This window comes from Hymenobacter volaticus (assembly GCF_022921055.1).
GTDB lineage: Bacteria > Bacteroidota > Bacteroidia > Cytophagales > Hymenobacteraceae > Hymenobacter > Hymenobacter volaticus.
Window position 1 is genome coordinate 737,434 of record NZ_CP095061.1, and the last position, 22,108, is coordinate 759,541.

General features: G+C 56.6%; 20 protein-coding genes and 1 pseudogene. 6 read left to right on the forward strand and 15 right to left on the reverse strand.

All coding sequences use genetic code 11. From position 1 onward, the window contains the following. Positions 1-77: 77 nt before the first annotated feature. Positions 78-668 carry an RNA polymerase sigma factor gene (locus MUN86_RS03270; RefSeq protein ID WP_245121681.1) on the reverse strand — a complete coding sequence of 197 codons (591 nt, stop codon included), beginning with the start codon at positions 666-668 and terminating at the stop codon, positions 78-80. 133 nt (positions 669-801) lie between these two features. On the opposite strand from MUN86_RS03270, the gene MUN86_RS03275 reads away from it, so the two are divergent. Next, a complete protein-coding gene (locus MUN86_RS03275) occupies positions 802-1,008 on the forward strand; it encodes a hypothetical protein (RefSeq protein ID WP_245121683.1) in 207 nt (68 codons plus the stop codon). Positions 1,009-1,548: 540 nt separating this feature from the next. Here the strand turns inward: MUN86_RS03275 and MUN86_RS03280 are convergent. From MUN86_RS03280 to MUN86_RS03305, 6 genes and pseudogenes are all read right to left on the reverse strand, one after another. Beyond that, the gene (locus MUN86_RS03280) at positions 1,549-3,318 is read right to left on the reverse strand and encodes a hypothetical protein (RefSeq protein ID WP_245121686.1); all 1,770 of its coding nucleotides are present in this window, start codon (positions 3,316-3,318) and stop codon (positions 1,549-1,551) included. Positions 3,319-3,389: 71 nt separating this feature from the next. After that, complete coding sequence (locus MUN86_RS03285) at positions 3,390-5,639, reverse strand: DUF4175 domain-containing protein (RefSeq protein ID WP_245121689.1); 2,250 nt, start codon at positions 5,637-5,639, stop codon at positions 3,390-3,392. Then, a complete protein-coding gene (locus MUN86_RS03290; protein WP_245121692.1) occupies positions 5,636-6,052 on the reverse strand; it encodes a hypothetical protein in 417 nt (138 codons plus the stop codon). Before MUN86_RS03290 ends, MUN86_RS03285 begins: the two co-directional genes overlap by 4 nt. Positions 6,053-6,132: 80 nt before the next feature. Then, positions 6,133-7,311 carry a BatA domain-containing protein gene (locus MUN86_RS03295; protein WP_245121694.1) on the reverse strand — a complete coding sequence of 393 codons (1,179 nt, stop codon included), beginning with the start codon at positions 7,309-7,311 and terminating at the stop codon, positions 6,133-6,135. A 53-nt stretch (positions 7,312-7,364) separates the two neighbouring features. After that, on the reverse strand, positions 7,365-8,240 hold the full coding sequence (locus tag MUN86_RS03300) for a DUF58 domain-containing protein (RefSeq protein WP_245121696.1): 876 nt from the start codon (positions 8,238-8,240) through the stop codon (positions 7,365-7,367). An 81-nt stretch (positions 8,241-8,321) separates the two neighbouring features. Then, positions 8,322-9,298: pseudogene (locus MUN86_RS03305) on the reverse strand (AAA family ATPase). Positions 9,299-9,617: 319 nt separating this feature from the next. Between MUN86_RS03305 and MUN86_RS03310 the strand changes: the two are divergent. Beyond that, positions 9,618-10,727, forward strand: a complete 1,110-nt coding sequence (locus MUN86_RS03310) for a glycerophosphodiester phosphodiesterase (protein WP_245121699.1) — start codon at positions 9,618-9,620, stop codon at positions 10,725-10,727. Between the two features lie 213 nt (positions 10,728-10,940). On the opposite strand, the gene MUN86_RS03315 is transcribed toward MUN86_RS03310, so the two are convergent. Further along, positions 10,941-11,897 carry a 1-phosphofructokinase family hexose kinase gene (locus tag MUN86_RS03315; RefSeq protein ID WP_245121701.1) on the reverse strand — a complete coding sequence of 319 codons (957 nt, stop codon included), beginning with the start codon at positions 11,895-11,897 and terminating at the stop codon, positions 10,941-10,943. Positions 11,898-12,088: 191 nt separating this feature from the next. On the opposite strand from MUN86_RS03315, the gene MUN86_RS03320 reads away from it, so the two are divergent. The 4 genes from MUN86_RS03320 to MUN86_RS03335 all read left to right on the forward strand — a co-directional run bounded on the left by MUN86_RS03320 (position 12,089) and on the right by MUN86_RS03335 (position 14,268). Further along, the gene (locus MUN86_RS03320; RefSeq protein ID WP_245121704.1) at positions 12,089-12,343 is read left to right on the forward strand and encodes a hypothetical protein; all 255 of its coding nucleotides are present in this window, start codon (positions 12,089-12,091) and stop codon (positions 12,341-12,343) included. Continuing rightward, positions 12,336-12,839 carry a DUF2243 domain-containing protein gene (locus MUN86_RS03325; protein WP_245121706.1) on the forward strand — a complete coding sequence of 168 codons (504 nt, stop codon included), beginning with the start codon at positions 12,336-12,338 and terminating at the stop codon, positions 12,837-12,839. Before MUN86_RS03320 ends, MUN86_RS03325 begins: the two co-directional genes overlap by 8 nt. Before the next feature lie 101 nt (positions 12,840-12,940). Then, entirely contained in the window at positions 12,941-13,669 is a 729-nt protein-coding gene (locus MUN86_RS03330) for a DUF72 domain-containing protein (RefSeq protein WP_245121708.1), read from the forward strand. 83 nt (positions 13,670-13,752) lie between these two features. Then, positions 13,753-14,268 (forward strand): GreA/GreB family elongation factor, encoded by a 516-nt coding sequence (locus MUN86_RS03335; protein WP_245121711.1) that lies wholly within the window; start codon positions 13,753-13,755, stop codon positions 14,266-14,268. A 60-nt stretch (positions 14,269-14,328) separates the two neighbouring features. Here the strand turns inward: MUN86_RS03335 and MUN86_RS03340 are convergent, their stop codons facing one another. From MUN86_RS03340 to MUN86_RS03370, 7 genes are all read right to left on the reverse strand, one after another. Next, complete coding sequence (locus MUN86_RS03340; RefSeq protein ID WP_245121714.1) at positions 14,329-15,264, reverse strand: D-2-hydroxyacid dehydrogenase; 936 nt, start codon at positions 15,262-15,264, stop codon at positions 14,329-14,331. Between the two features lie 125 nt (positions 15,265-15,389). Next, the gene (locus tag MUN86_RS03345) at positions 15,390-15,692 is read right to left on the reverse strand and encodes a YMGG-like glycine zipper-containing protein (protein WP_245121717.1); all 303 of its coding nucleotides are present in this window, start codon (positions 15,690-15,692) and stop codon (positions 15,390-15,392) included. A gap of 226 nt (positions 15,693-15,918) precedes the next feature. Beyond that, a complete protein-coding gene (locus tag MUN86_RS03350) occupies positions 15,919-18,384 on the reverse strand; it encodes a S9 family peptidase (protein ID WP_245121720.1) in 2,466 nt (821 codons plus the stop codon). 205 nt (positions 18,385-18,589) lie between these two features. Then, on the reverse strand, positions 18,590-19,648 hold the full coding sequence (locus MUN86_RS03355; protein ID WP_245121723.1) for an MBL fold metallo-hydrolase: 1,059 nt from the start codon (positions 19,646-19,648) through the stop codon (positions 18,590-18,592). 141 nt (positions 19,649-19,789) lie between these two features. After that, positions 19,790-20,500 (reverse strand): pirin family protein, encoded by a 711-nt coding sequence (locus MUN86_RS03360; RefSeq protein ID WP_245121725.1) that lies wholly within the window; start codon positions 20,498-20,500, stop codon positions 19,790-19,792. 156 nt (positions 20,501-20,656) lie between these two features. Further along, positions 20,657-21,232 carry a nitroreductase family protein gene (locus MUN86_RS03365; RefSeq protein WP_245121727.1) on the reverse strand — a complete coding sequence of 192 codons (576 nt, stop codon included), beginning with the start codon at positions 21,230-21,232 and terminating at the stop codon, positions 20,657-20,659. Positions 21,233-21,346: 114 nt separating this feature from the next. Next, the gene (locus MUN86_RS03370) at positions 21,347-22,060 is read right to left on the reverse strand and encodes a pirin family protein (protein WP_245121730.1); all 714 of its coding nucleotides are present in this window, start codon (positions 22,058-22,060) and stop codon (positions 21,347-21,349) included. Between the last annotated feature and the right edge of the window lie 48 nt (positions 22,061-22,108).

A 22,108-nucleotide genomic window follows, 5' to 3' on the forward strand; every position in this document is an offset into this window, starting at 1 on the left:
CGCAGGTATTAGTAGGTCTTACAGGAAAGAATAGTGCCGCAAAACGCTTGATTCACTAGTCTCTCCTTACACTTCTTCTAAGATTCCGACTCCTGATAGTTCGTGAAAAACAGCTTCTTCAATCGTACCAGGCACTTGTATTTCTGATTTTTGGCGTTGTCGGCGTTGGTGTAGCCAAACTCAGCCGTGAGTTGCTGCATCGACTTATCGAGCAGGTAAAAACCTTCCAAAAGTGAACGACAAGGTTCGCCAATTAGGTCCAAGGCTTCGCTCATTGTTGCAAAACGCCGGTCCCGCTCTTCCGCCTCTATCAGGTCTGCTTCCGCACCGGTTTCGAGGTAGGGTTCGTGGTCATCGAGTTGGCCGCCGAAGCGGGTTTTTTCGGTGAGCCGCTTGAGCCACAGCCGGCGGCACACGGCGTAGAGGTAGGTCTTGATCTGGCAGCTAAGCTCAAGAGAACCGTCGCGTACCTTTTCATAGAATACCATTATCCCTTCCTGATACACATCCTTGGCTTCGTCTTCGGTGCCGCTGTTTTGCAGCACGTAGTGCGAAATCATGGGGAGGTGCAGCCGGTAGAGTTGCGCCAGGGCCCGGTCGTCGCCGCAGCGGATAGCCGCTACAAACTCGTCGTCGGTGTAAGAATAAGAAGCAGTGGCCTTCGCCATTCACTTTAGTTGTTAATACAATGAAGGATGCGCGGTAACCCGTTTGAAAAACAAATTTTACTGTTGGGTTACCTTTCTAATTGTCGAGTATTAAGCGTGTTTTTCAGACAAAATTTTTCAAACCTACAACCAAATGAACAACCTGCTGAAAGTATCCGCTCTGTTTTTCGCTGTCGCCCTTGCCTCTTGCGAGTCGAAGCCTGCTACCGAAGGTGCTGGTGCCGAAACTACGACTACCACCGAAACTACGGCTCCTGCTACTGCCGATTCGTCTGCTATGGCTGGTGACTCTTCAGCAATGGCTGCTCCTGCAACTGCCGACTCTGCTGCTACCAAATAAAGACAGCTACCTGTCAAGGAATTGATAGATAATAGATTATAAGGCCCGAATTCCTCTGAGTTCGGGCCTTATTAATTCAAGTTACTTGTGTCTGCTCGGCAGTTGTCATCTGAAAAAAACTGTCGAGCTTCCCTATACGGGTAAAATAAATCATTGAATAGTAAAAAGTAGGGGTTTTCTCTGCACTATTGCAACTGTTGTGCTTCAGCGCCACATTAAGCTTCTTTATATATCCTTTCAGCATGTCTGGCAGACCAGTTAGTAAGCACCCTAAAGCGGGAAAGCGTAGTAAAAAGCTGCAGCTAACGGAGGAGGGTTTGCTAGCTAACAATTCGGAGGTGCAAGTCGCTTTTCCGGCGGAAGCCTTGCTTGTGAGCGGGTACCATATTAGTCTTGCCGAAGACACCTATCCGTGCTTAGGTGGCCACCCTGATATTCGCTATTAGCTTGTGTAAGGATTGATTACCTGGTTTGGAGCCGGAACCAAAGAAATGCTACGGGGCTATAGCTTTTCTTCTAGCCATAAGAAACCCGCTGCCACTACAAACAGCCCAAAGAACCACCCGATGGGCCACGGTTCGGTGCGTTCCAAGGCCGGGAGGGGGTTGCTGTCGAAGCGAGCCACGGAATAGCGCTTTGAGCGCGCCGCTGCGCTTCAGGGCCTTGCCAATCGGAAGCAGCAAACACATAAAACCACTGCGTTGGCTGGCCTGAAAGCTGAAGCTGATGCCACCCTGATGCGGTAGGCCAATACGTGGCGGTGCTCCATTCCGGCAGCGTAGGGTCCTGCTGAAGCGACAATCGAGCCAACGGCGCGTTGGTGGGTCCGGCAACCAAAGGCTGCTGCGTAGGAAAGGAGCCCGCCAGCCGCAATGGCAGCGGCAACTGCGGCCGAGGCCACGGGTCGACCAACGTCCAGCGAGTAGTAGAAGCAACGGGGCGAGCCGCAGCGCTTAACAACCGGCTCCAATAGCTTTCATAAATAGTTGGAGCGTTCTGTAGCAGCCAAGGATACGTTTCGGGCAGGGTAGATATAATTACGTTGCCTAGGCCGATGCGCTGGCTGGCTACCACCGCGGCCCCCGAACTAGCTAACGTTACTAAAGGCTGCGCGGCTCCGGCTAGCGTAAGAGTACCCGGAACAAGCGCAGTAGCCGCGGGAGCATCAGGCCAGTTGAGGCGCTGAGGGCGGTTGAGGGAGCTGTTCTGCACAACCAAGCGCATTTCTGCTCGACCCGGCACGGCAGCTGGCAAAGCCGCAGCTTCAGCTAATACCACGATTCCGAGGCCAGCCGTGCGCTGCGCAGCCCGTAGCGTTTGGGCTTCGGCGGCGGGCAACGCGGCTAGCACACTGGCTTCCATAACCACCACATCGTAGCGGGCGAGCAGCGCGGAAGTAAGCCGGCTTAGGTCGGTGGTGGGCTGGTTGCTGAACTCGGTTTGGGTGAGGCCGCGACTGATGCCCGCCCGCCACGCTACGGCGTGCTGCCGAGCCGCTAAGTGGTTTTTCAGAAACTTGAGCTCAAAGGAAGGCGTGACAGCCAATAGCAACACGCGCAAAGGACGCGGCGGTACTACTTCCACCGGCACGGGTTCTTTTGCCTGCAACTGGTGGCTAGGCCCCGCTGATACAGTGGCCACCAGTCGCCCGGCTGTTTTAGGAACGTAGCGCAGTCGGAAAGCGCCCTGCCCGGCAGGCAACCGCACCGAGTCGCGGGCGGCACCGGCCACTTGTAAGCGCACCCACGTTGGGCCCGGCTTGTCGGTGGCTGAAGACGCGAAATAGCCTTCTAGCAGCAGCGGTTGTCCTAGCTCTAGAGTGCGGTTCCAATGGGTGTTTCGGAAGCCAGAGTAAGGAGTTGAACCATATTGCACCAAGCGCACCGAACCGAGCGCCGGCAGCGCCGCCGCGGGTAGTCCGCGCCCCAACAGGTGCAAGCGGCGCAGCGTGGGCATTTGCTCACGCAGGGTGGTCAGGCTCGTCACGGTGGACGTGTCGCTGGAAGTTGACTGTGAGTTGCCTAAGGCGAAGCGCCACACGCGGGTGCGGGCACCGAAGCGGCCAAGCAAAGCGCGCAGCGTATCGGGTTGGTAGCCCTCGGTGAGTAGAATAGCTTCGGCTTGTGGTTCGGCCACGGTGCGTTGCGGCGGGTATGCCATTAGCCACAACCCTGCCACGGCCAGCAAACCCGCCAGTAGCCGGGCGGCGCGCCGCCGGGTGTCGGGCCGGCGCCATGCGGCCACCGACACGCCCACGGCTAGCAGCAGGCACCCAACGAGCAAGACGTAATATATGAGCTGATCAGACATGACTGGGGTTGACATCAAGAACTCAATCGACCGACTAGCATTTGGGATGTACTAGTCGTCAGGATAGGTTGCTAGCGAGAGTTCAGATTTTGGAAATAGCGCTGACTTAAGCGACTACCACTGCTCGTGCGAATAGGAGTTGCTGGAGGCATTGGAAGCAGAGCCGTGAGGGCCGATTCGGCGGGCGTGAAGCATGTAACACAGGCTGCGCGGCTGGCACGGGCATTGGCGGACAACTGGCGTAGGGCGCGTACGGCGGTCAAATACGCACCGGGGTGTTGCAGGGCTGCTTGTGCTACGGCTTGACCCGCGCGTTCCAGAACCACCGCATCGGCAGGGCGCGGGGCTTGGCCGGCGCGTAAGGCCGCCAGCAAGCGTAGCGCTTCCCGAATTTCGGGCTGCGTAGCCGGGCGGGTAGTTTGTTGTTGCAGGCGCGGTGTGGCGGCCCCGGCCAAGTCGCCGGAAAGGCGGGCGGTGGCTTCGGGCAGCACGGGTGGCTCGAAGCCTGACTTGCGGACGTAGGCGCGGGTTTGCTGCTGCACCTGCTTGAGTAAGCGTAATGCCCGGTATTCATAAGGACGAGCCTCCGCGGGCTTGGCCAGGCGCAGGCGCAATTCCGCTTCCCACATCTGGTTCAGGACGCTGCGGAGCTTGGCCTTCACGGCCGGTTCCAGAAAATCGGCGGTTTCGGCGTCGTCATGGCGGTGCATGTAGGGCTCCATTAGTGCGGTAGTACTGTTGGCGGCTTCGCCGCCGGCTGGTGATTCGGCGGCGTGGTCATGGCCGTCATCGGCGCTGTGGCCAGCTTCTGTGCCTTTCTCACCGGCGTGTTCTTCGTGGCTAGTATCGGCGCTTGCGGGCGGTTGAGGGGCCGACCCGCTTTCCGACTCTTCCCCCAAAAACTTGCCGTAGCGCAACCGTAACATCTTCTGGTCGAAGCCTAGGTTGTTGGCGCGCTCGGCAAACGTAGCGGTGGGCAGACTAGGGCGCTCGGCCATCAACTTTTCAGTGTCAATAATGATTTGGCGCTGACTGCGGAAGTAAGCTGGCACCACGTTCACACTCATCGACATATCGGTAAGGCCGTCCTGCACGGTCGTGTCTTCCCACTGCACCAAGTAGGTGTCGGAGCGGGTGAGATGACGGGCATTGTCGCGGGCCCGGACGTAGAAATACACCTCGTCGCCGTAGGTCAGGCCGAGGGCGGGTAGACGCAAACTGGTGGCAAGCGTTGCTTGGCGGGGCTGGCCGCGCAGTTGGCCGCTGAGGTTGGTGACTACTTCCTTGAACTTCACGGCTTCGCCTTGACCTTGCGCTACTGTGGCTACTAGCTGCGCTTCGCTGAGGCCGTAATCGTCGCGCACATCTATGCGCACAGGCACCGTCGAGCTTTGGCCGAACTCGATGAGAGTATATGGTTTGGGCGTTTGAATTTTGAGGCTAGGAGCCTGGTCGGGCACCACATCGAGGGCGTAATCATCGGAAACTTGTCCGGCGAAGCGTAAGCGGTATAGCGTTGAAACCGTCACCGGTACTTCGGCCACAAATTCAGTAGGCCGGTTGGCTATACTCCGAAAACTGATTCGCTTGGAGCCTAACTCTAGCACGGGCGCAGTTCCGGTGGCTCGGTTCACTCGCACCGTCCAGCGTACCCGCGAGCCGGTAGGGCAGCTAAAGGAAAGATTGGTGGGAGCGAAGCTGGCGCGGCGGGTGTAGGTAGGTGGTTGCACAAGCAGGCGGGTATCCAGCAGTTTAGCCGCCACCGCTTGCCCCGGCCGAGCGGGTTTTTCGGCGGCCGGAAAATGCACGGGTAGCGACGCTTGCGCCTCTGCAGCAGCAGGCCGATGCCACCACATACCAGCCGCTAGCAGCAACAGCAAAACGGCGGTAACTAGCACTGTGGGCCGCCACGAGAAAGGTAGTAAATAGGGTGTTTCCGCTTGAAGAGCGGCCAACCTAGCTCCAATGCGCTGCTGCTGCAACTGCTCTAGCAGATTGAACGAGGTTTGGTGTTCATCGCGCAGCAAGAGGCCAGTGCTGTCTTCGAGCTCGGCATGCAGCCGGTCGAGGCGCTGCACCAATGACAGCAGCCGGGGCTGCCGCACCTTATACAGCCAGAAGCCCGCACCGAGCAATAATACCGCTAGCCCACCGCCGAAAACGAGCGGACCCGCTGACCAGTGCCGAGCCCAAGCACCAAGGGCGAGTATGGCGGCGGCTAAGGGCAGCAGCAGCGCGACAGTGCGCCGGTTGGCCTCACGCTGACTGATGTCAAGCAGCATTTCGCGGCCAGGGGCGGAAGATGTAGCAACAACACTCATAGGGAAGACGGGGAAGTAACCGAGGTGCGCCGCGCCGCCAGCCAACGCTCTACTGCAAATAATACCAGGGCCACTAGCACTGCCCACGGCCGCAAATCAGTGCTTTCAAGCACCAAGTTCTCTGTGGGCGTTGGATTGGGGGCGGATGGTTGTTGGGAGGCAGTAGTTCCCGAAGTCGAGGCAACCGATGTGGAAAGCTGGCGGGCATCTACCTGCCGCAGATCATCGGAAGCGGCGTATGAATCGGGTAGGGCAGTGGGGCGCAACAGTTGCAAGAATAGCTCGGGCAGCGCGGGGCTGTCGGGGAGGCCGCTCCAGGTGGGTTGCAGCCGGGTGGCTAGCTGGTAGCTACCTCCCGCGCCTTGCGTTTGGTGGGTAAGCACCGGCCGGCCGGTGCCGTCTTGCCACACCACTAGGGTGGTGACACTAGCTTTAAATGTGGTATCGAGGCGGCTGATGGCGACGGGGGGAGCTGTAGCTAGGCCGGTTAGGTTCAGCTCGGTTTCAACCTTCTTGCCAGTGCCGGCAGCTTCTTGCCAGAGCTGGGCCCCCGCTCAACCTGCGTCTGCCAGCTTGCTGGGGCGGGCTTGTCACTCAGCCAGAAAAGCCAATCGGGCGCGGTAGCTTCCGCGAAGGCCGCTGTAGGTGAGCCAGGAGTTATTTCTAGGCGCTGTGCCAAGCCAAGAGCGGCGGCTTCCAGAGCCGCCCGCACGTAGCGCGCCGACTCGGTATGCGCTGCATCGGTGTAGAGCACTACGCGCAACGGATTAGCGGCTACGGGCACCGGTGGGCGGTTGGGTTGCTCGATGGTGGCGGAATGGTCGGCTTGTGCGGGTTGGTAATGTAGTTCTGGCAAGCCGGATACTCTCAGAGGCGCTGCCGCGCGAGGTACTGGTTGCTGTACCACCCGAAACGTGGTAGCATCTTCCGTGCTGCGGCCGACCACTAAGCGTAGCATGCCAGGTTTTGCCACGGCCGCTTCGGCTAGCCACACCGCCGAGTCGGGAAGGGGTACCGTTTGCCATGTCAGCCGTGCTGGCAGAACGGGGCGCGGGCCGGTAAAGTGCTTGCGCGTCGCTCCTGATACGACGCGCAACGGCTGGTCGGGGAAAGAATCGGTAACTTGCTGCGCCCGGGCCCAATAGTCATCGGGCAACGTAGCCGAACCCGATAATGAGGGCGCGCCAGCCGCCAGTGCCGTGGCGCCCGGCGCCGCCGACAGCTTCACCAACGAATCGGGGCTAGTCCAGGCTTGCGGGGAAATAGCTCGGAAGCCAGGCGCAAACAGCCGCAGCGCAAACCCACGCTGGCGCAAAGAATCGATGCCGGGGCGCAAAGCGGGCAGTACCTCGGGGCGCAATACCTCGGGCGAAAGCAGCACGTGGCCACGCACAGGCTGCTGCGGCAAGCTGCGTAGCCAAACCGGCTGCGCCACGGCCAGCGCCAGCAACACCACTACCGCGGCACGCAGCAGCAGCAGCCACACCTGTTCGAGGCGCAGATTGCGGAGCCGCCGATTGGCTGCCGCTGCCAGCCAACGCACACTCCCTACCTGCACCGTCCGGCCCGGACGGTGATTCCAGAGGTGAATAGCGAGTGGTACTGCCAACGCTAACAGGGCCAGCAGCCCGGCCATTGCATCGTGGAGGCTATAGGAGGTAAACGAAGCCAAAGCAGCTGGGTAGAGAAAGTGAATTGGTTGTTGGGGTAGGAAGGAGGCGGCAATCAGGATAAGAGCATTCTTCTGCGCATAAACTCGCGCATAGCGCGGTCGAGCGGGTCGGCCGTGCTTAGCTGGTGGTAGTCGAAGCCGCGGCGACGAGCTTGCTGAGCAGTGGTTTCCAGCCAGGCTTGGAGCTGCTGCTGCCACGTGGTGCGTTGTTGGTCGGCGTCGAGCTGTAGGCGCTGCCCGGTTTCCAAATCCTCGAACGTAATGGCTCCGCGAAAGGTGAATTCCAACTCGTTGCGGGCCAGCACATGCAGCAGCAGCACCTCTCCGGAAGTGGTGCGCAGGCGCTTCAGCAAACTTTCGATTTCAGAGTCTTGCTCGTACAAATCACTCACGCACACGGTAAGCGCACGTTGGCGGCGGGCCGTAAGCGGGGCCAGCGTGCCAGCATCGGGGAAAGTACCGGTAGCCTCGGTGGTTTCGAGGGCGTGGTAGAGGCGGGCCAGTTGGCGGGCATCGGCACGGGGCGGTAGGTGCTGCAAGCCCGCCGGATGCAGAATGGTGAGCCCAACGGCGTCGCCTTGCTGAGTGGCTATGTAGGCGAGAGCCGCCAGCAACAGGCGCGCATAATCGAGCTTGCGCAGGCCGTTGTCGTCGCGGTGGTTCATGCTGGCCGTGGCATCCAGCAGCAGATGCACCGTCAGGCTGGTATCCACCTCCGACTCGCGCAGGTAGTATCGGTCGGAGCGGGCAGCTAAGCGCCAGTCGAGGCGGCGCAGATCGTCGCCGGGCTGGTAGGGGCGGTACTGACTGAATTCCATGCCCGTGCCGTGCCGACGGCTTTGGTGCTGGCCGTGCAGAAATCCTTCCGCCGCCTGTTTGGCAGCTAGCGGCAGGTTGTGCAGCGCATGGAGTATTTCAGGCGTCAGCATAGGGTTGGTTTTCGTTGCTCGTTTTTGCTTGGCAGTAAGGGTTTACGCGTATTCGTTTTTCGTTTAACGTGAGACGTAACGCTATACCGCAACTCCTTTCAGCAGCTCCCGCACAGCATCATCGGCCGTTAGGTTCTCGGCTTCGGCGTTGAAGTTGAGCAGCACCCGGTGGCGCAAAACGGCCGGGGCCAAGGCGCGGATGTCCTCGAGCGTGGCAGCAAAGCGGCCTTGGAGCAAGGCGCGGGCTTTGGCGCACAAAATCAGGGCCTGACCGGCGCGCGGCCCGGCACCCCAACGCCCGTAGTCCCGAATAAATTTCACCTCGGATGTAGCCGGGCGCGTGGCCCGAACCAAACGGTTAACGAAACCCAACAGCTCGTTGCTTAAACTCACTTGCCGAACCAGTTGCTGCAATTGCCGCACATCGGCGCCGCTTAGCACGGGGCGTACTTCGGGCCGTGCCGTGCCGGTAGTGCCGCTGAGTACTGCCAGTTCCTCTTGCTCGGTGGGGTAGCCGATGCGGATGTATAGTAGAAAACGGTCGAGCTGGGCTTCGGGGAGCGGGTACGTACCCGATTGCTCGATGGGGTTTTGGGTGGCCAGCAGGAAAAACGGCTTGGGCAACGCGTGTTCTTGGCCAGCGTAGGTTACGTGGCCTTCCTGCATAGCTTCGAGCAGGGCCGCCTGCGTTTTGGGCGGCGTCCGGTTGATTTCGTCGGCCAAGACCAAGCTTGCGAAGATGGGACCTTCGTTGAACTTGAAGGACCGATGGCCGGTGCCGTGGTCTTCCTCCAAAATTTCCGTGCCGAGGATGTCGGTCGGCATCAGGTCGGGCGTGAACTGAATGCGGCGGAAAGGCAAGTCAGTGGCGGAAGCCAAGGTGCGCACGAGCAGGGTTTTGGCTAGGCCCGGCACGCCTTCAAGGAGCGCATGGCCCCGGCTAATAAGGCGACGAGCACCTCGTCTAACACCTCGTGCTGCCCAACAATTACTTTGGCAATTTCTTCGCGTAGCGGTGGCAGCTTGGCCAGGAGGCGGGTTACGTCTTGTTCGGTCACGCAGTGGAGTTGGAAAGCGAATACAGTAAGCTAAAGTCTGGTTTAAAAGGATAAGGCTGCTTCTAATCGGTATTATCAATGATTAGGGGTTGCAATCAAACCCCTAATACCTTTTGAAAGCACTCAAAAAACGCGTTGTCCCCTTAGACCGGAGGCCATGATACGCAACAACGCTGGTATATCCTGCGGCGTCGATGAGTATATAGCACTTATAGCCACTTCTGTACTAGCACAAGGAAGTGGGAGTGATTTCGTAATCTAGCCTTAATCAAGAGGTGATGTTGGAATTCAATTTTTGCATTGAACTGTCCAACTAGCCATGAAAAACATTCTACTACTCCTTTCCGCCGCGTGTATGCTAGGACTTAGCGCCTGCCAAGACGACGATAATAATACTACCCGCTACAATACCCTCGACGGCCGCGAGCCTCTAGTTATTGCGCACCGCGGGGCTTCTGGCCTCTTGCCCGAGCACACGCTGGAAGCGTATACCTTAGCCATTGCGCAAGGCGCCGATTTCATCGAACAGGATTTGGTGCTCACCAAAGACCAAGTGTTGGTTTGCCGGCACGAGCCGTTTCTATCGGGCACTACCAACGTAGCGGACCTGCCCCAATTTGCGAGCCGCAAAACCACCAAAATGCTGGACGGCGTGCCCGTCAACGATTGGTTTGCCAGCGACTTCACCCTGGCCGAAATCAAAACGCTACGGGCCAAACAGGCAATGCCGTACCGCTCGCAGGAGTTCAACGGCCGCTACTCGATTCCGACGTTTCAGGAAGTAATTGATTTGGCGAAAGCGCAGTCCGCTATTACGGGCCGGACCATCGGCATCTACCCCGAAACCAAGCACCCCACCTTCCACGAAAGCCAAGGGCTGCCCCTGACCAAAAAGCTGATGGACGCGCTTACCGCCGCTGGCTGGAACAGCAAAGAAGCGCCCGTATTTGTGCAGTCGTTTGAGGTAAGCAACCTGCGCGCCATCCGCGACCAATACAAGTCCACGGTGAAGCTAGTGCAGCTTTATGATGCGTACGATGTAGACGAAAACGGCAACCTGGTGATGCAGGCACCCAATGGCCAGCCTTACGATTTCGTGGTTTCTGGTGACAAGCGCACGTACAACGACTTAGCCACCGACGCCGGTCTGGACTTTGTGAAGACATATGCCAACGGCATTGGCCCCTGGAAGCCGTTCATCCAACCCTATAACTCCACCACCAAAGCTATTCTGCCGGCTACCACGCTCATCGAGCGGGCCCACCAGCGCGGCCTTTTCGTGCACGCCTATACCTTCCGCGACGAAGCGCAACACCTGTTGCCAGCTTACAACAACGACCCGAAAGCGGAGTACAAGAAGTTTTACAACTTAGGCCTCGACGGCGCCTTCTCCGACTTTACCGCCACCGCTGTAGCGGCTAAGTGGTAAATAACAGGTAACAAGTTGAATAATAATTATTTATCTAGGAAATAAGTTCTTAGAAAGAATTTTTAGAACGTCATGCTGAGCGCAGCCGAAGCATCTCGCGTGCTGATGTCAGATTACTACTTCTGCGTCAGTAGGCGAGATACTTCGGCTGCGCTCAGCATGACGTTCTGCGGTTTTTGCCACTTACTGATTCAAATTTGTAATAATCAGGGCCTAGCTCACTGCCTTTGCCTCGGGCATGGTTTCGAGTAGCCAGTTGTAGAGGCGCTCGGCGTCTTCTTTTTTGAAAAGCTCGGTACCCGGGTTCATGGTGGCTGCCGTGCCGCAGGCCACGCCCATACGCACCACTTCCCGTATCGATTTGCCATTGGCTAGGGCGCACAGCATGCCAGCTACCATACTGTCGCCGGCGCCTACGGTGCTGCGCTTTTTCACGGCGGGCGCTGGCACGTGGTCTATCAGGTCGTCGGTGACGATGCAGGCGCCCATCGGCCCCAACGACACCACGATAATCTGGCATTTGCCTTCTCTGATGATGGTTTTGGCAGCTTCCCCTACGGCCCGGCTGTCGAGCTCGTCTACGCCCGCCATGCGGCTTAGCTCGCCTACATTGGGCTTGATTAGAAATACGCCTTCATCAAGCACCCGTTCCAAGGCCGGCCCCGACGTATCGACTATCACTTTGGTGCCAACGGCATGAGCTTGCCGCACGACGTCGGCCAGAAAATCGGGCGCAATGCCGGGCGGCAGGCTGCCACTGATTACCAGGTACTCGGGCGCCGGATCAAGCGCTTGTAGGGTTTCTAGAATTACGTGCTGCTCGTCGGTGGAGATTTCGCGGCCCGGCATGCCAAAGCGGTACTGCTGATTGGTGGAGCTATCGACAACGATGAAGTTCTCGCGGGTCCAGTTGATGGTGGTGATAGGTTGCTGCGCAATACCTTCCTGCGTGAGCAAGTGCTGCAACAGCGTACCGGCTGGTCCGCTCGACGGGAAGATGGCCAATGATTCGGTGCCCAGGCGTTTGAGCGCCCTCGATACGTTGATGCCGCCGCCACCCGGCTCGAATTTGGGCGCGGCACACCGGAGCTTATGCTCTGGCACAATCTTGTCAACCGAGGTGCTTTTATCCACTGTTGGATTCAGGGTGAGCGTGACGATATGAGCCATATAGCGAGGCTAGGTTTAAGTGCCCTACAAGAAGCGCGTTACAACTCTGTGTACTTGCCCAACGGGGCTAGGTTGCAAAACGCACTGAATTAGCCTTAGGCTTCTCCCGCGCGAAAGCACATAGCCGAACAAGGAAACCAACTAACTCGACTATAACCCCATGCCCCTAGCACTGCGTAGGTGCCAAGGACATGACCATTCCCAAAATAAGTGCACCACGCCTTGCGGCCGTGCTAGCCAGTTGGCTGCTGTGCTGGCTGACTACACCGGCCTTGGCCTGTCGGGTGTGCCGGCCGCGCGTGCAAGCCACCATTCACGCCCCTGATTACGGCCACAATCTTCTCCTAATCTTGCTGCCGGTTGGTTTGCTACTCTTGCTAGGAGTAGGAATGTTCTTTGCCGATACGCTGACTCGCCGTTTCATTTCACCTCCCCTGCATGACTAATCAACTCCACCGTTCTCCCTTGATTTCCGCTGGTGTGTTGATGGGGGCGGGTCTTGGCGGCTTCGTTGACGGCATTGTGCTGCACCAGATCTTGCAGTGGCATAACATGCTATCCAACCAGTTGCCTCCCGATACGCTGGTAGCAGCCAAGGTGAACATGTACTGGGACGGCGTGTTCCATGCGGCCGTTTGGATCATGACGGCCATTGGTCTGCGGATGCTGTGGTCGGTAGGAAACCGGCACGACGTGCCATGGTCGGGGCGCACGTTTATGGGCGCGTTGTTGCTGGGCTGGGGGCTTTTCAATGTGGTAGAAGGCATAATTGACCACCAACTACTTGGGCTGCACCACGTGCAAGAATACGCCACCAACAAACTGCCCTGGGATCTAGCTTTCCTCGGATTTGGGCTATTGCTGCTACTCAGTGGCTGGTCGCTCATTAGAGCGGGCCGCCACGACACTGCCAGCCGTAGCGTTGCGGGCGAGTATCGGTAATCGTTGCTCGAATTATTCGCTGTCCTGCATTCTGCGCATCTCAAGCAAGTTTCCTTGCGCAAGCGTCGCAACTCTCTCTTGTTCACTCCTACCTCTGCGCTATGCCCATTTGGCACGTTGGCTGTTCTGGCTATCATTACCGCCATTGGAAAGGCGTTTTCTATCCTGAAAAACTGCCGCAGCGCCTGTGGTTCGAGTATTACAGCCAGCATTTCCGCACGCTAGAGCTGAACGTGACGTTTTACCGCTTTCCGCAGTTATCGTTTCTGGAAAACTGGTACCAAATCAGCCCCGCCGATTTCAAGTTTTCGGTGAAAGCGCCGCGCCTAATCACCCACTACAAACAGTTTAACGACACAGCCCAACTGCTCGCCGATTTCTACGGCACGGTGCAAGAAGGCTTAGTTGAAAAGCTAGGCCCCGTACTGTTTCAGTTGCCGCCGCGCATGGCGTATTCCGACGAGCGGTTGCAACGCATTCTCGATAGTCTCGATCCGGCATTTCGCAACGTGCTGGAGTTTCGGCACCCAAGCTGGTGGGAAGGGCACGTGTACCAAGAACTGGCCCGGCGCGGGGTGGCTTTTTGCGGCCAAAGTCATCCGCAACTGCCCGATGAAGTGGTAGCCAATGCCAACGTGCTTTACTACCGTTTTCACGGGTTGCCCGAGCTCTACAAGTCGCCCTACAGTGAGGACTATTTGCGGCAGGTAGTCACGCAGATCGAAGGAGCCCAACAGGTGCAAGAAGCGTATCTCTACTTCAACAACGACATCGATGCCTCCGCTATCGGCAATGCCCGGCAGATGCAGGAGTTGGTAAGACCTGGATAAATTACTGATAGGTGAATTTGTGTCGGACTTAGCCTTTGAACTACAGCAACAACCTCCGGCGAGGCACTGCGTTAGCAAGTAGCATGAGCCGAGCATTCACCAAAGAAGACGATTCGTTAGAAGCCCCCATTATTCCGCCCCGGCCCGCCTTGCCACCGGGCACTCCCAACTACGTAACGCCGCAAGGCCTAGAGCAGCTACGCGCGGAGCTGGCAACTCTAGAAGCCCAACGCACCCAAGTTGAAGCAAACCGCGAAAACGAAGCCGACCGTACCCGGCAGCTCACCGTCCTAAATGCTCAGCTTGGAGCACTCAACCAACGAATTGCTACGGCTAAGCTAGTAGACCCCACCACGCAGCCTACCGACGAAGTTCGATTTGGCGCCACAGTTACATTGCATACGCATAGCGGTGGCAAACCCGGCCAAGAGCGACGCTTCACCATTGTAGGCGTTGACGAAGCATCGGTGGCGGATGGCAAAGTAGCCTTTATAGCACCCATAGCGCGGGCCGTAGTTGGAATCCACTTAGGAAAGACTGTTACGTTGCGCCTAGGGCCCAAAGAAGAGGTAGTAGAAGTTACCTCTATAGCGTATTAGCGTTGCCTTAATTCAGCTTGGCAGCACTGTTTGCCAAGTTACTTGCTTGTTTCTCGAGCACTAATAGCCCCTACTTAAGTCCACAAGGTTTTCCAGCGTCTCGCCTTGCTCAAAGCGGCGCAGATTGCGTATAAAAATTTCCACTTTACCCTCGTCTTCGTTAGGTTGGCCACCGCCACTGTGTTGTGTAAGCAGTACGTTGGGTAGCTCCCAAAGCGGATTGTCGAGGGGCAACGGCTCCTGATTGGTAACATCGAGAACCGCTCCGGCAATACGGCCGGCTTGCAATGCGGCTATCAAAGCCGACTCGTCGGTGGTATTGCCGCGCCCGACGCTGGCGTAGAGGCTGCTCGGGCACATAGCCTGTATCAGCTCTGCTGAGAAAAAATTATCGGCGCTGCCGGGCAGGCAATTCACTACAACGTCAGTGTGCGGTAAAACAGCCAGCAGATCGTCCTTGGTGTGCAACTGCGCCTGTGAATCGGTGCGGGCCAAAAACTGCACGGCGCAATCAAAGCCGGTCAGTTGCTTGGCTACTGCCTGGCCAATGGCGCCACTGCCCAAAACAACGACGCGCTTTCCGCGCAACAGTCCTAACCGCTCGCGGATTGGCGCACCCACCCAATCTTTTTCTGATTGCAGCACGGCCAGTTCTGGTATGTGCCGATACCAGCCCAAAATGCCTGCTACCATCGTCTCGGCGCAAGGCCACGCAAAATAATCGCCTACGTTGGCTACTTGGGCCTGCGTCTGCACCTGTTTATACCTATCAATACCAGCTGAATCTATCTGCCAGAAGCGGAGTGCCTGTGGAGAGGTGGCAGTAAACCATTCAACGGGTGGGTTGCCGAGCAGTACGTCGGCTTGCTTGAAAGCAGCTGCCTGCTTGTCTTCCTCTACGTCCTGGCGAAAGGTTGTGTCGGTATCGGCTGGCAGTTGCGTAAGCAGCAAGCGGCGGGCGTCGTCGTTGAGCGTGGTATAAACGAATAAGTGCATACTGCACATACTACCTAATCAGGTGGCAAGGTTGCACATTCGCCTCAGCAACTGCCCAATCCAACAATCAAAAAGCCCTACACCTCATGGTGCAGGGCTTTTAATCGGCTGTTCTAGCCTGATTATTAGTCTTTCTTGGAGTACTGCTGATAGCGCACGGGGTCCTTCTTCTTGTCTTTTTTGCGGCCAATCAGGGCACCCCCAACTGCTCCGGCAGCGCCACCTACTACGGCACCGGTTGCCCGGTCGCCTTTACCAGCAATAACGGCTCCCGCCACGGCACCCGTACCGGCTCCAATAGCTGCCCCTTTTCCTTTCTTACTCCAGCCTTTCTTGGTGGTTTGTGCAGCGGCTTCAGAAGAGGCAACTGTACTGCCGAGCATAAGCACAGCCGACAACATCGCTACATATATCTTGAACGTCTTCATGATGGCAAATTTTGAGTACAGAGGATTGTAACTGAACTGTAAGCTTAAAACGCAGTCACAAGAAATCGGGTTGTAATAATGGCGTAAAATTGTGCAGAAAATAAGAGGAATATTGCTATAGGCACGAGGCATAGCAACTGTACTCTGTTTTAAAGTCGGTAGAGTACATATCAAAAAATAACCCTGAACGAAGAGTCCAGGGTTACACATTACCTAGCAGTAGCAGTTACTTAGCTACCGTTTCGACTTGATCAGTGGTAGGGGCCGCCGTAGCTTCCGGATCGGTAGGGGTAGCAGTTTCCGATGCAATTGCCATATGCGTATCTAGCCAGCTCGTAATTTCGCGGAACATATAGGCCGCAGCCTCGCGGGTTGCATAGCCCCGCGACTCAACTGGTAGCGTGGCATATTGCGCAACGGTTCCTTGGTCTTTCACCGATTTGTAGAACCGCTCTAACTCATTGGAGTTGGTGTTTCCTTGGATGTCAAGGTCGCCATTCAAGATCAACAAGGGCGCTTTAACTTCACTAACTGCATTGAAAGGCAACATAGTTTTGTATGCATAGGGGGTCGGAGCCTGGCTGCTAGGCAGGTCTTCGCCCTGATAGCCGAATGGCGCCAGAAAATGGTCGTAGTTGTCGGTGCGCATAATGCCTGCTCGAAACAAGGTAGAGTGCGCCAGCAAATTAGCTGTGATGCCTGCTCCATACTTATGCCCGATAACTGCTACGCGCTTAGGGTCAACTATGCCGAGCCGCTGTCCTTCATCAATAGCTGCTTTGGCTGAGGCCACAAGTTGCTTGGTGTACGCTTCATCGGGTTCCTGCATTCCTTCGCGCATCATAGGCATGCTCGCTCCCTGAAGCACTGCGTACCCTTGTGTTACCCAGAATACGGGTGAGCCCCAACTTAAACGCGAAAACATATGAGGCGAGCCTTTCACTTGGCCTTTTACCTTTTGTTGCACCGGATAGGCTTCCAGCAAAGTAGGCAGAGGCCCGTCTTCCTTCTTGTAGGTCGCTGGCAAATACATATTAGCCGTCAACTCCACGCTATCAGATAGCTTGAGCTTGTACCGGATAACCTGTTTTTTGATGCTGCTTAAGCCATTGTTAGGGTTAGCGAAAGTGGTTATAGGCGTAAGACGGCCGGAGCGCGCTTCCCGTAGGAAATAGTTTGGTGTTTCTGTTACGGATTCACGGCGTGTAACCAACTGATGCTTATTGGGATCCAAGATGGCAACAGGCACTTCGTAGTAATTCCCTTCACAGCGCCACCAGCGTACACTCTTTTTAGTGCGCACATTCAGTTCATCCACAAACGGACGGTCGCCTTCTGGGGAGGCGCCATTGCCAAACAAGTACACAATGTCGCCCTTAGGGCTAGTCGCTAGCACCGGGCGACCCAGCTCATTGTGCTTGACGTACGGGGTACCCGGATCGGTGTAGGTATCCTCCGTCGAGCGGTCGAAAAGAACGGTGAGAGAGGTTTTGGTCGCCAAATCCAGCGTCCAAGTGGTTTGGTGATGGTCGGCCCAGCGCTGACCTTGCACGATAGCCAAGTTATCGGTGCCCCAGTAGATGTTGGAAAAGCGTAGCGGCAAAACGGCTATTTCCAACGGTTTACTGTCGAAGGGCGCGGGCATGGCCAAGAGTTTGTCGCGAGTAGCGGAAGCCGTTTGGGGGTTGCCGCCATCCTGCGCTTCCACCCAGTATAAGGTAGCCGGAGCGTCTTCCCGCCAGTTGTGGTTGCGTGGGCCAGCGGGCACGGCGTCTGGGCTAGCTGGTAAGGTGTTGATGATGGGTAACTCTGCCAACTCCTTTACTACCAGCCCTTCCATGTTTAGTACTTCCACCCGTAGCGGGAAGAAGCTAACAGGCAGCATATTGGAAAATGGGCGGTGCCGCGTTTTGATTAAAACAAATTGGCCGTTGGGTGAAGGGGAAGCTTGTTGAATGATACCCGGCGAGCCCATTGGCTGCATGCGCCCATCAATGCTCAACTTCACCACCTGCGACAGTGCATAATAGTTGAACAGCAGTTCGTCGGTGGGATTCTTCACCCAACCCTGCTGGCCTTGCGTGCTAGCTGGTGTGGTAGGTTGCGCGGCTGATTTAGCTGGTGCCACGGGCGCTTCGCCGCGGCCGCCCACAATAGCGCGCACCAGCAGCGTTTTGCTGTCCGATACCCATTCATACGATGACCCGAACACACCGTTCAGAAAGATGTTGGGCGCCATCCGGGCCGAAGCCGACTCTACGTCGACTATCCACAACTCGATATGGTTGCTGGTGGTATGGGTAAAGGCAATTTTGGTATTGTCTGGCGACCAAGTGACTTCGCTAATTCGCGCATTCGCGGGCAGCCCTTGCACTAGCAGTTCTTTGCCAGTAGGTAGTTGCTTGAGGCGCAAATTGGTGGCATAACTCACCCGGCTCTGACCGTTCGTCCGGGGGTTGATGCGTAAGCCGCCAAGCCGCAGCTCTGTCTGCAACAAGTCAGGGCTAAATACCACTTCCTGCACATCCAATACAAGACGCCATTCGCCATTCGGTGATATACTCACCCTAGGCGTTGGCGTAACTTCAGCCAGCGAAGCAATGGCCTTGGGAGGGCCTTGGTTAGGTAAAACTTGCGCCCAGCTCGCAACACTAAGTACGCTCAGAGCAAGCACGAGTAAACGTTGTTTCATACAGTAGGTAATTCGGATAATTCCGATACAAAAGTCGGAAAAAAATTCCGGGATTTTAGTAATATCCCATTATTACTTACCGATTTATGATAACCTAAGGATTATTCAACGATAAAATTGTCGTTGGTAAATGTGGAGTTTTCCAGTATGGCGCTAGTGAGCCTGATATCAATCTTTCGTTAGATAAAACAAGCAGTATAGAAGATTAGCGCAGTTGCCATCCCACACCTTCTTTTAACACCAAAAAAGTGCTGTCAGGAATCTGCTCAGCGCGCAAAGCCTTTCGCAAGTCGGTTACGGGCTCCGTCAAGCCATCGTCCGCTAGTTGAAAAGTACCAAAGTGAGTGGCAATGCTGCGGGGTGATTTCAAGTCGATATGCGCTTGCACGGCCTCTGAGGGTGCCGTATGAATGGGCTGCATAAACCAAACGGGCTGATAAGCCCCAATCGGCAGGATAGCCAACCGGATTGGACCCTCGCGTTGCCCTATCTCTTTGAAATGCGGCCCGTAACCCGTGTCGCCGGCATAGTAAAGCGGGCCGGCGGCGGTGCGGAGCACAAAGCCTGTCCAGAGGGTAGCGTCCCGGTCGCGGAGGCCACGGCCCGAGAAGTGCTGTGCCGGGACGCTAACTACCTGCACCGTAGAACTCAAGGGTTGCTGCTGCCACCAATCTAGGTCGGTGGCATTCGCAATGTGTTCTTCTTCCAGGAAAGCGCGCACGCCTAAGCCAGCAAAAATGCGCGGCTGGTCGCGAGCAGCTAGGCGGCGCAAGGTATTCAAGTCGAGGTGGTCGTAGTGGTTGTGGCTGATGAGGACGGCGTCGATTTTGGGTAAGTCCTCGAACCGCAGCCCCGGTGGCCGCAGCCGTTTGGGCCCAATCCATTGGAAGGGGCTGGTTCGCTCGCTCCAAATGGGGTCGGTCAGCACGTTCAGGCTGTCGAATTGAAGTAAGAACGTGCCGTGGTTGATAAACGTCACGCGGAGCTTACCACGCCCTACCCGAGCGGGCGGTTTTGGACCGTACGGTAGATTGGGCTGCTCGGGAAAGTCTCCTTTGTTGCGGTGCAGCTGCCACTTGAGCATCGGGCCAAGACCTTCTTGGGCATGAACGCCACCCGCATTCTTGAATTGCTTGCCGTCGAAATGCGCACTCACCGGGCCTTCATAGCGCGGGGCCGAGATGGAGCAGCCAATCAGAAAGACCCCACTCGCCAGCAAAACCAGCAGCGCCATTATCCCTAGAAGTACACGGCGCTTGGTCATTTTAGAGCTGAATGAAGGTGAGTTGGCATATACCACGAAGCTCCGGCTTCGCGTATTGTTGCTCCGCAGCAACCGTAGGTACGGCGCGGTAGTTGGCAACGATACGCGAAGCCGGAGCTTCGTACGATAAATCGCTAAAATTTAGTGATTTATAGGCGCTTCAATCACAATGAACTTACTTTCAGCGGTGCATTCTATGCTTACCGAGGCCGTTTCCCACAACCCAATGCTTTCACGTTGTGTCACGGCTTCGCCATTTACAGTCAGTGCGCCTTCCATCAGAAAGATAAACACACCCTTATTGAGTTGATTCAGATTGTACGATACCGTCTGGCCGGCATCGAAGTAGCCGAGCGAGAGTTTAGCGTTCTGGTTGATCCAGCAATGCGCCGTGCCTTCCTCGTTGCTGACGACGGTGGTGAGCTGGTTACGACGCTTTTCGGCGGGGAAGTGGCGGCGCTGGTAGCGGGGCGTCACGTTTTGCAGCTTCGGCTCGATCCAGATTTGCAGGAAGTTCACTTCGTCGTCGCCGATGTTGTGTTCCTCGTGGCGCAAGCCGGTGCCCGCACTCATAATCTGCACCCAATCGGTGGAAACTTCTTCTTTGAAGCCCAACGAATCGATGTGGTTCATGCGGCCCGCCAGCATCACCGAAATGATTTCCATGTTGGCGTGGGCATGCAAGCCAAAGCCGTTGCCGGGCTTCACGAAGTCGTCGTTGAAAACGCGCAACAAGCCGAAGCCACTGCGTACGGGATTGGCATACGGTCCGAAGCTGAGCGAAAAGTTGCTTTGCAGCCAGCCTATGTCTTTCAAGCCTCGGTCAGCAGCGCGGATTATGGTGTGTGGCATTGTGGTGTGTGAATAGGTGAATAAGGTAAATGCGGTTTCGGAAGCGTACGGATTATAACCAGAAGCCTGCGCTTGGCGCGGGAGCAAGGCAGACTGACATCCAGCGTCAAGCGCAGCACTGACGCTCCAAGCACAAGCTTCTGGCTACCAGTCCAGTTATTTCAAGTACCCTTTAAAAGCAATTTCGCTAACGGGTTTGCGCTGGCGTGGTGCTTTCTCGCGGCTCAGAAACGGCTCTTCCAAGAGTTCTGCCTCGCCTAGGTAACCCAGCGCGATAACCACCGCGGGCTGCAACGTATCGGGCAGCTCGAACAGCTCCTTGGCTTTAGTCCGGTCGAAACCACCCATGAAGTGGGTGTGCAAGCCGAGGGCAGTGGCTTCCAACGACAAGTTGGCATTGGCCATGCCTAGGTCGTGGAGGGCGGCGCCGTTGGGGGTGCCATTGTCGTACTGCGTTTTGGCTAGGGCCAGAATCAGAACAGGGGCGTTTTTGGCCCAAGGCTGGTTACCAGGCATCAAGCAATCCACTAGTTTCTGGAAAGCTTCCTGGTCGGCGTGATGGGCGTAGATGTAGCGCCAAGGCTGCTCGTTCATGGCGCTAGCGGCCCAAGAAGCGGCTTCAAATACTTGGTCTAGGGTTTCGGGAGCAACGGGGTAGCTGGCAAAGGAGCGGGGGCTCCACCGTTTGCGAATAGTTTCTAGAACGGGATAGGTTGTGGTGGCGAGTTTCATAATTGCTGATTAGAAGGATTTCGTTGATTGATGTTTCGACCTTAGAAAGGAATCTGGTATAAGCTGTTCAGCAGAGTACCTCTGATTCCTTTCTTAAGCTCAAAATGGCTGCTATTACAAGCTCATGGGTACGTCCATCAACAACAGCCGCGTGTTGCTATCGGCTTTGATGGTAAACGATTCGGTGTCCCATACGCCGAACCCGTCGCGGCGGTGCAAGGTTTGGCCGGCCACCGTGGCGTCGCCTTCCAGCACGAACACATATACACCGTTGCCGGGACGCTTCACTTGGTAATCGGCCGAGAAGTTGGCATCGAAATCAGCGAAGTGAAACCACGCGTCCTGATGAATCCAAACGCCCGCGTCGTCGGGGTTCGGCGACAGGATTTGCTGGAATTGGTTGTGGCGGTCTTCGGCGCGGAATGTTTGCTGGTCGTAGCGCGAAGGCACGTTGCGCTTGTTGGGGAACAGCCAGATCTGCAAAAACTTCACTTCCTCGCTTTTGCTGTGATTTTTCTCGCTGTGCGCAATGCCTCCTCCTGCACTCATTACCTGCACGTCGCCGCTCTGGATAATGCCGTGGTTGCCGGCGCTGTCTTTGTGTTCCAGGGTACCGGAAAGCGGGATGCTGATGATTTCCATGTTGTCGTGCGGGTGGGTGCCAAAGCCCATGCCGCCCGCTACGGTGTCGTCGTTAAGGACACGCAAAACGCCGAAGTGCAGGCGTTGCGGATCGTTGTAGCCCGCAAAGCTGAACGTGTGATACGAGTTAAGCCAACCGTGGCTGGCATGGCCGCGCGAGTCGGCGGTGTGGAGGAGCGTTTGCATAATCTAGGTTCTAAGCCTGCTGGATTTCTCGTCAAAGATACGAAATAT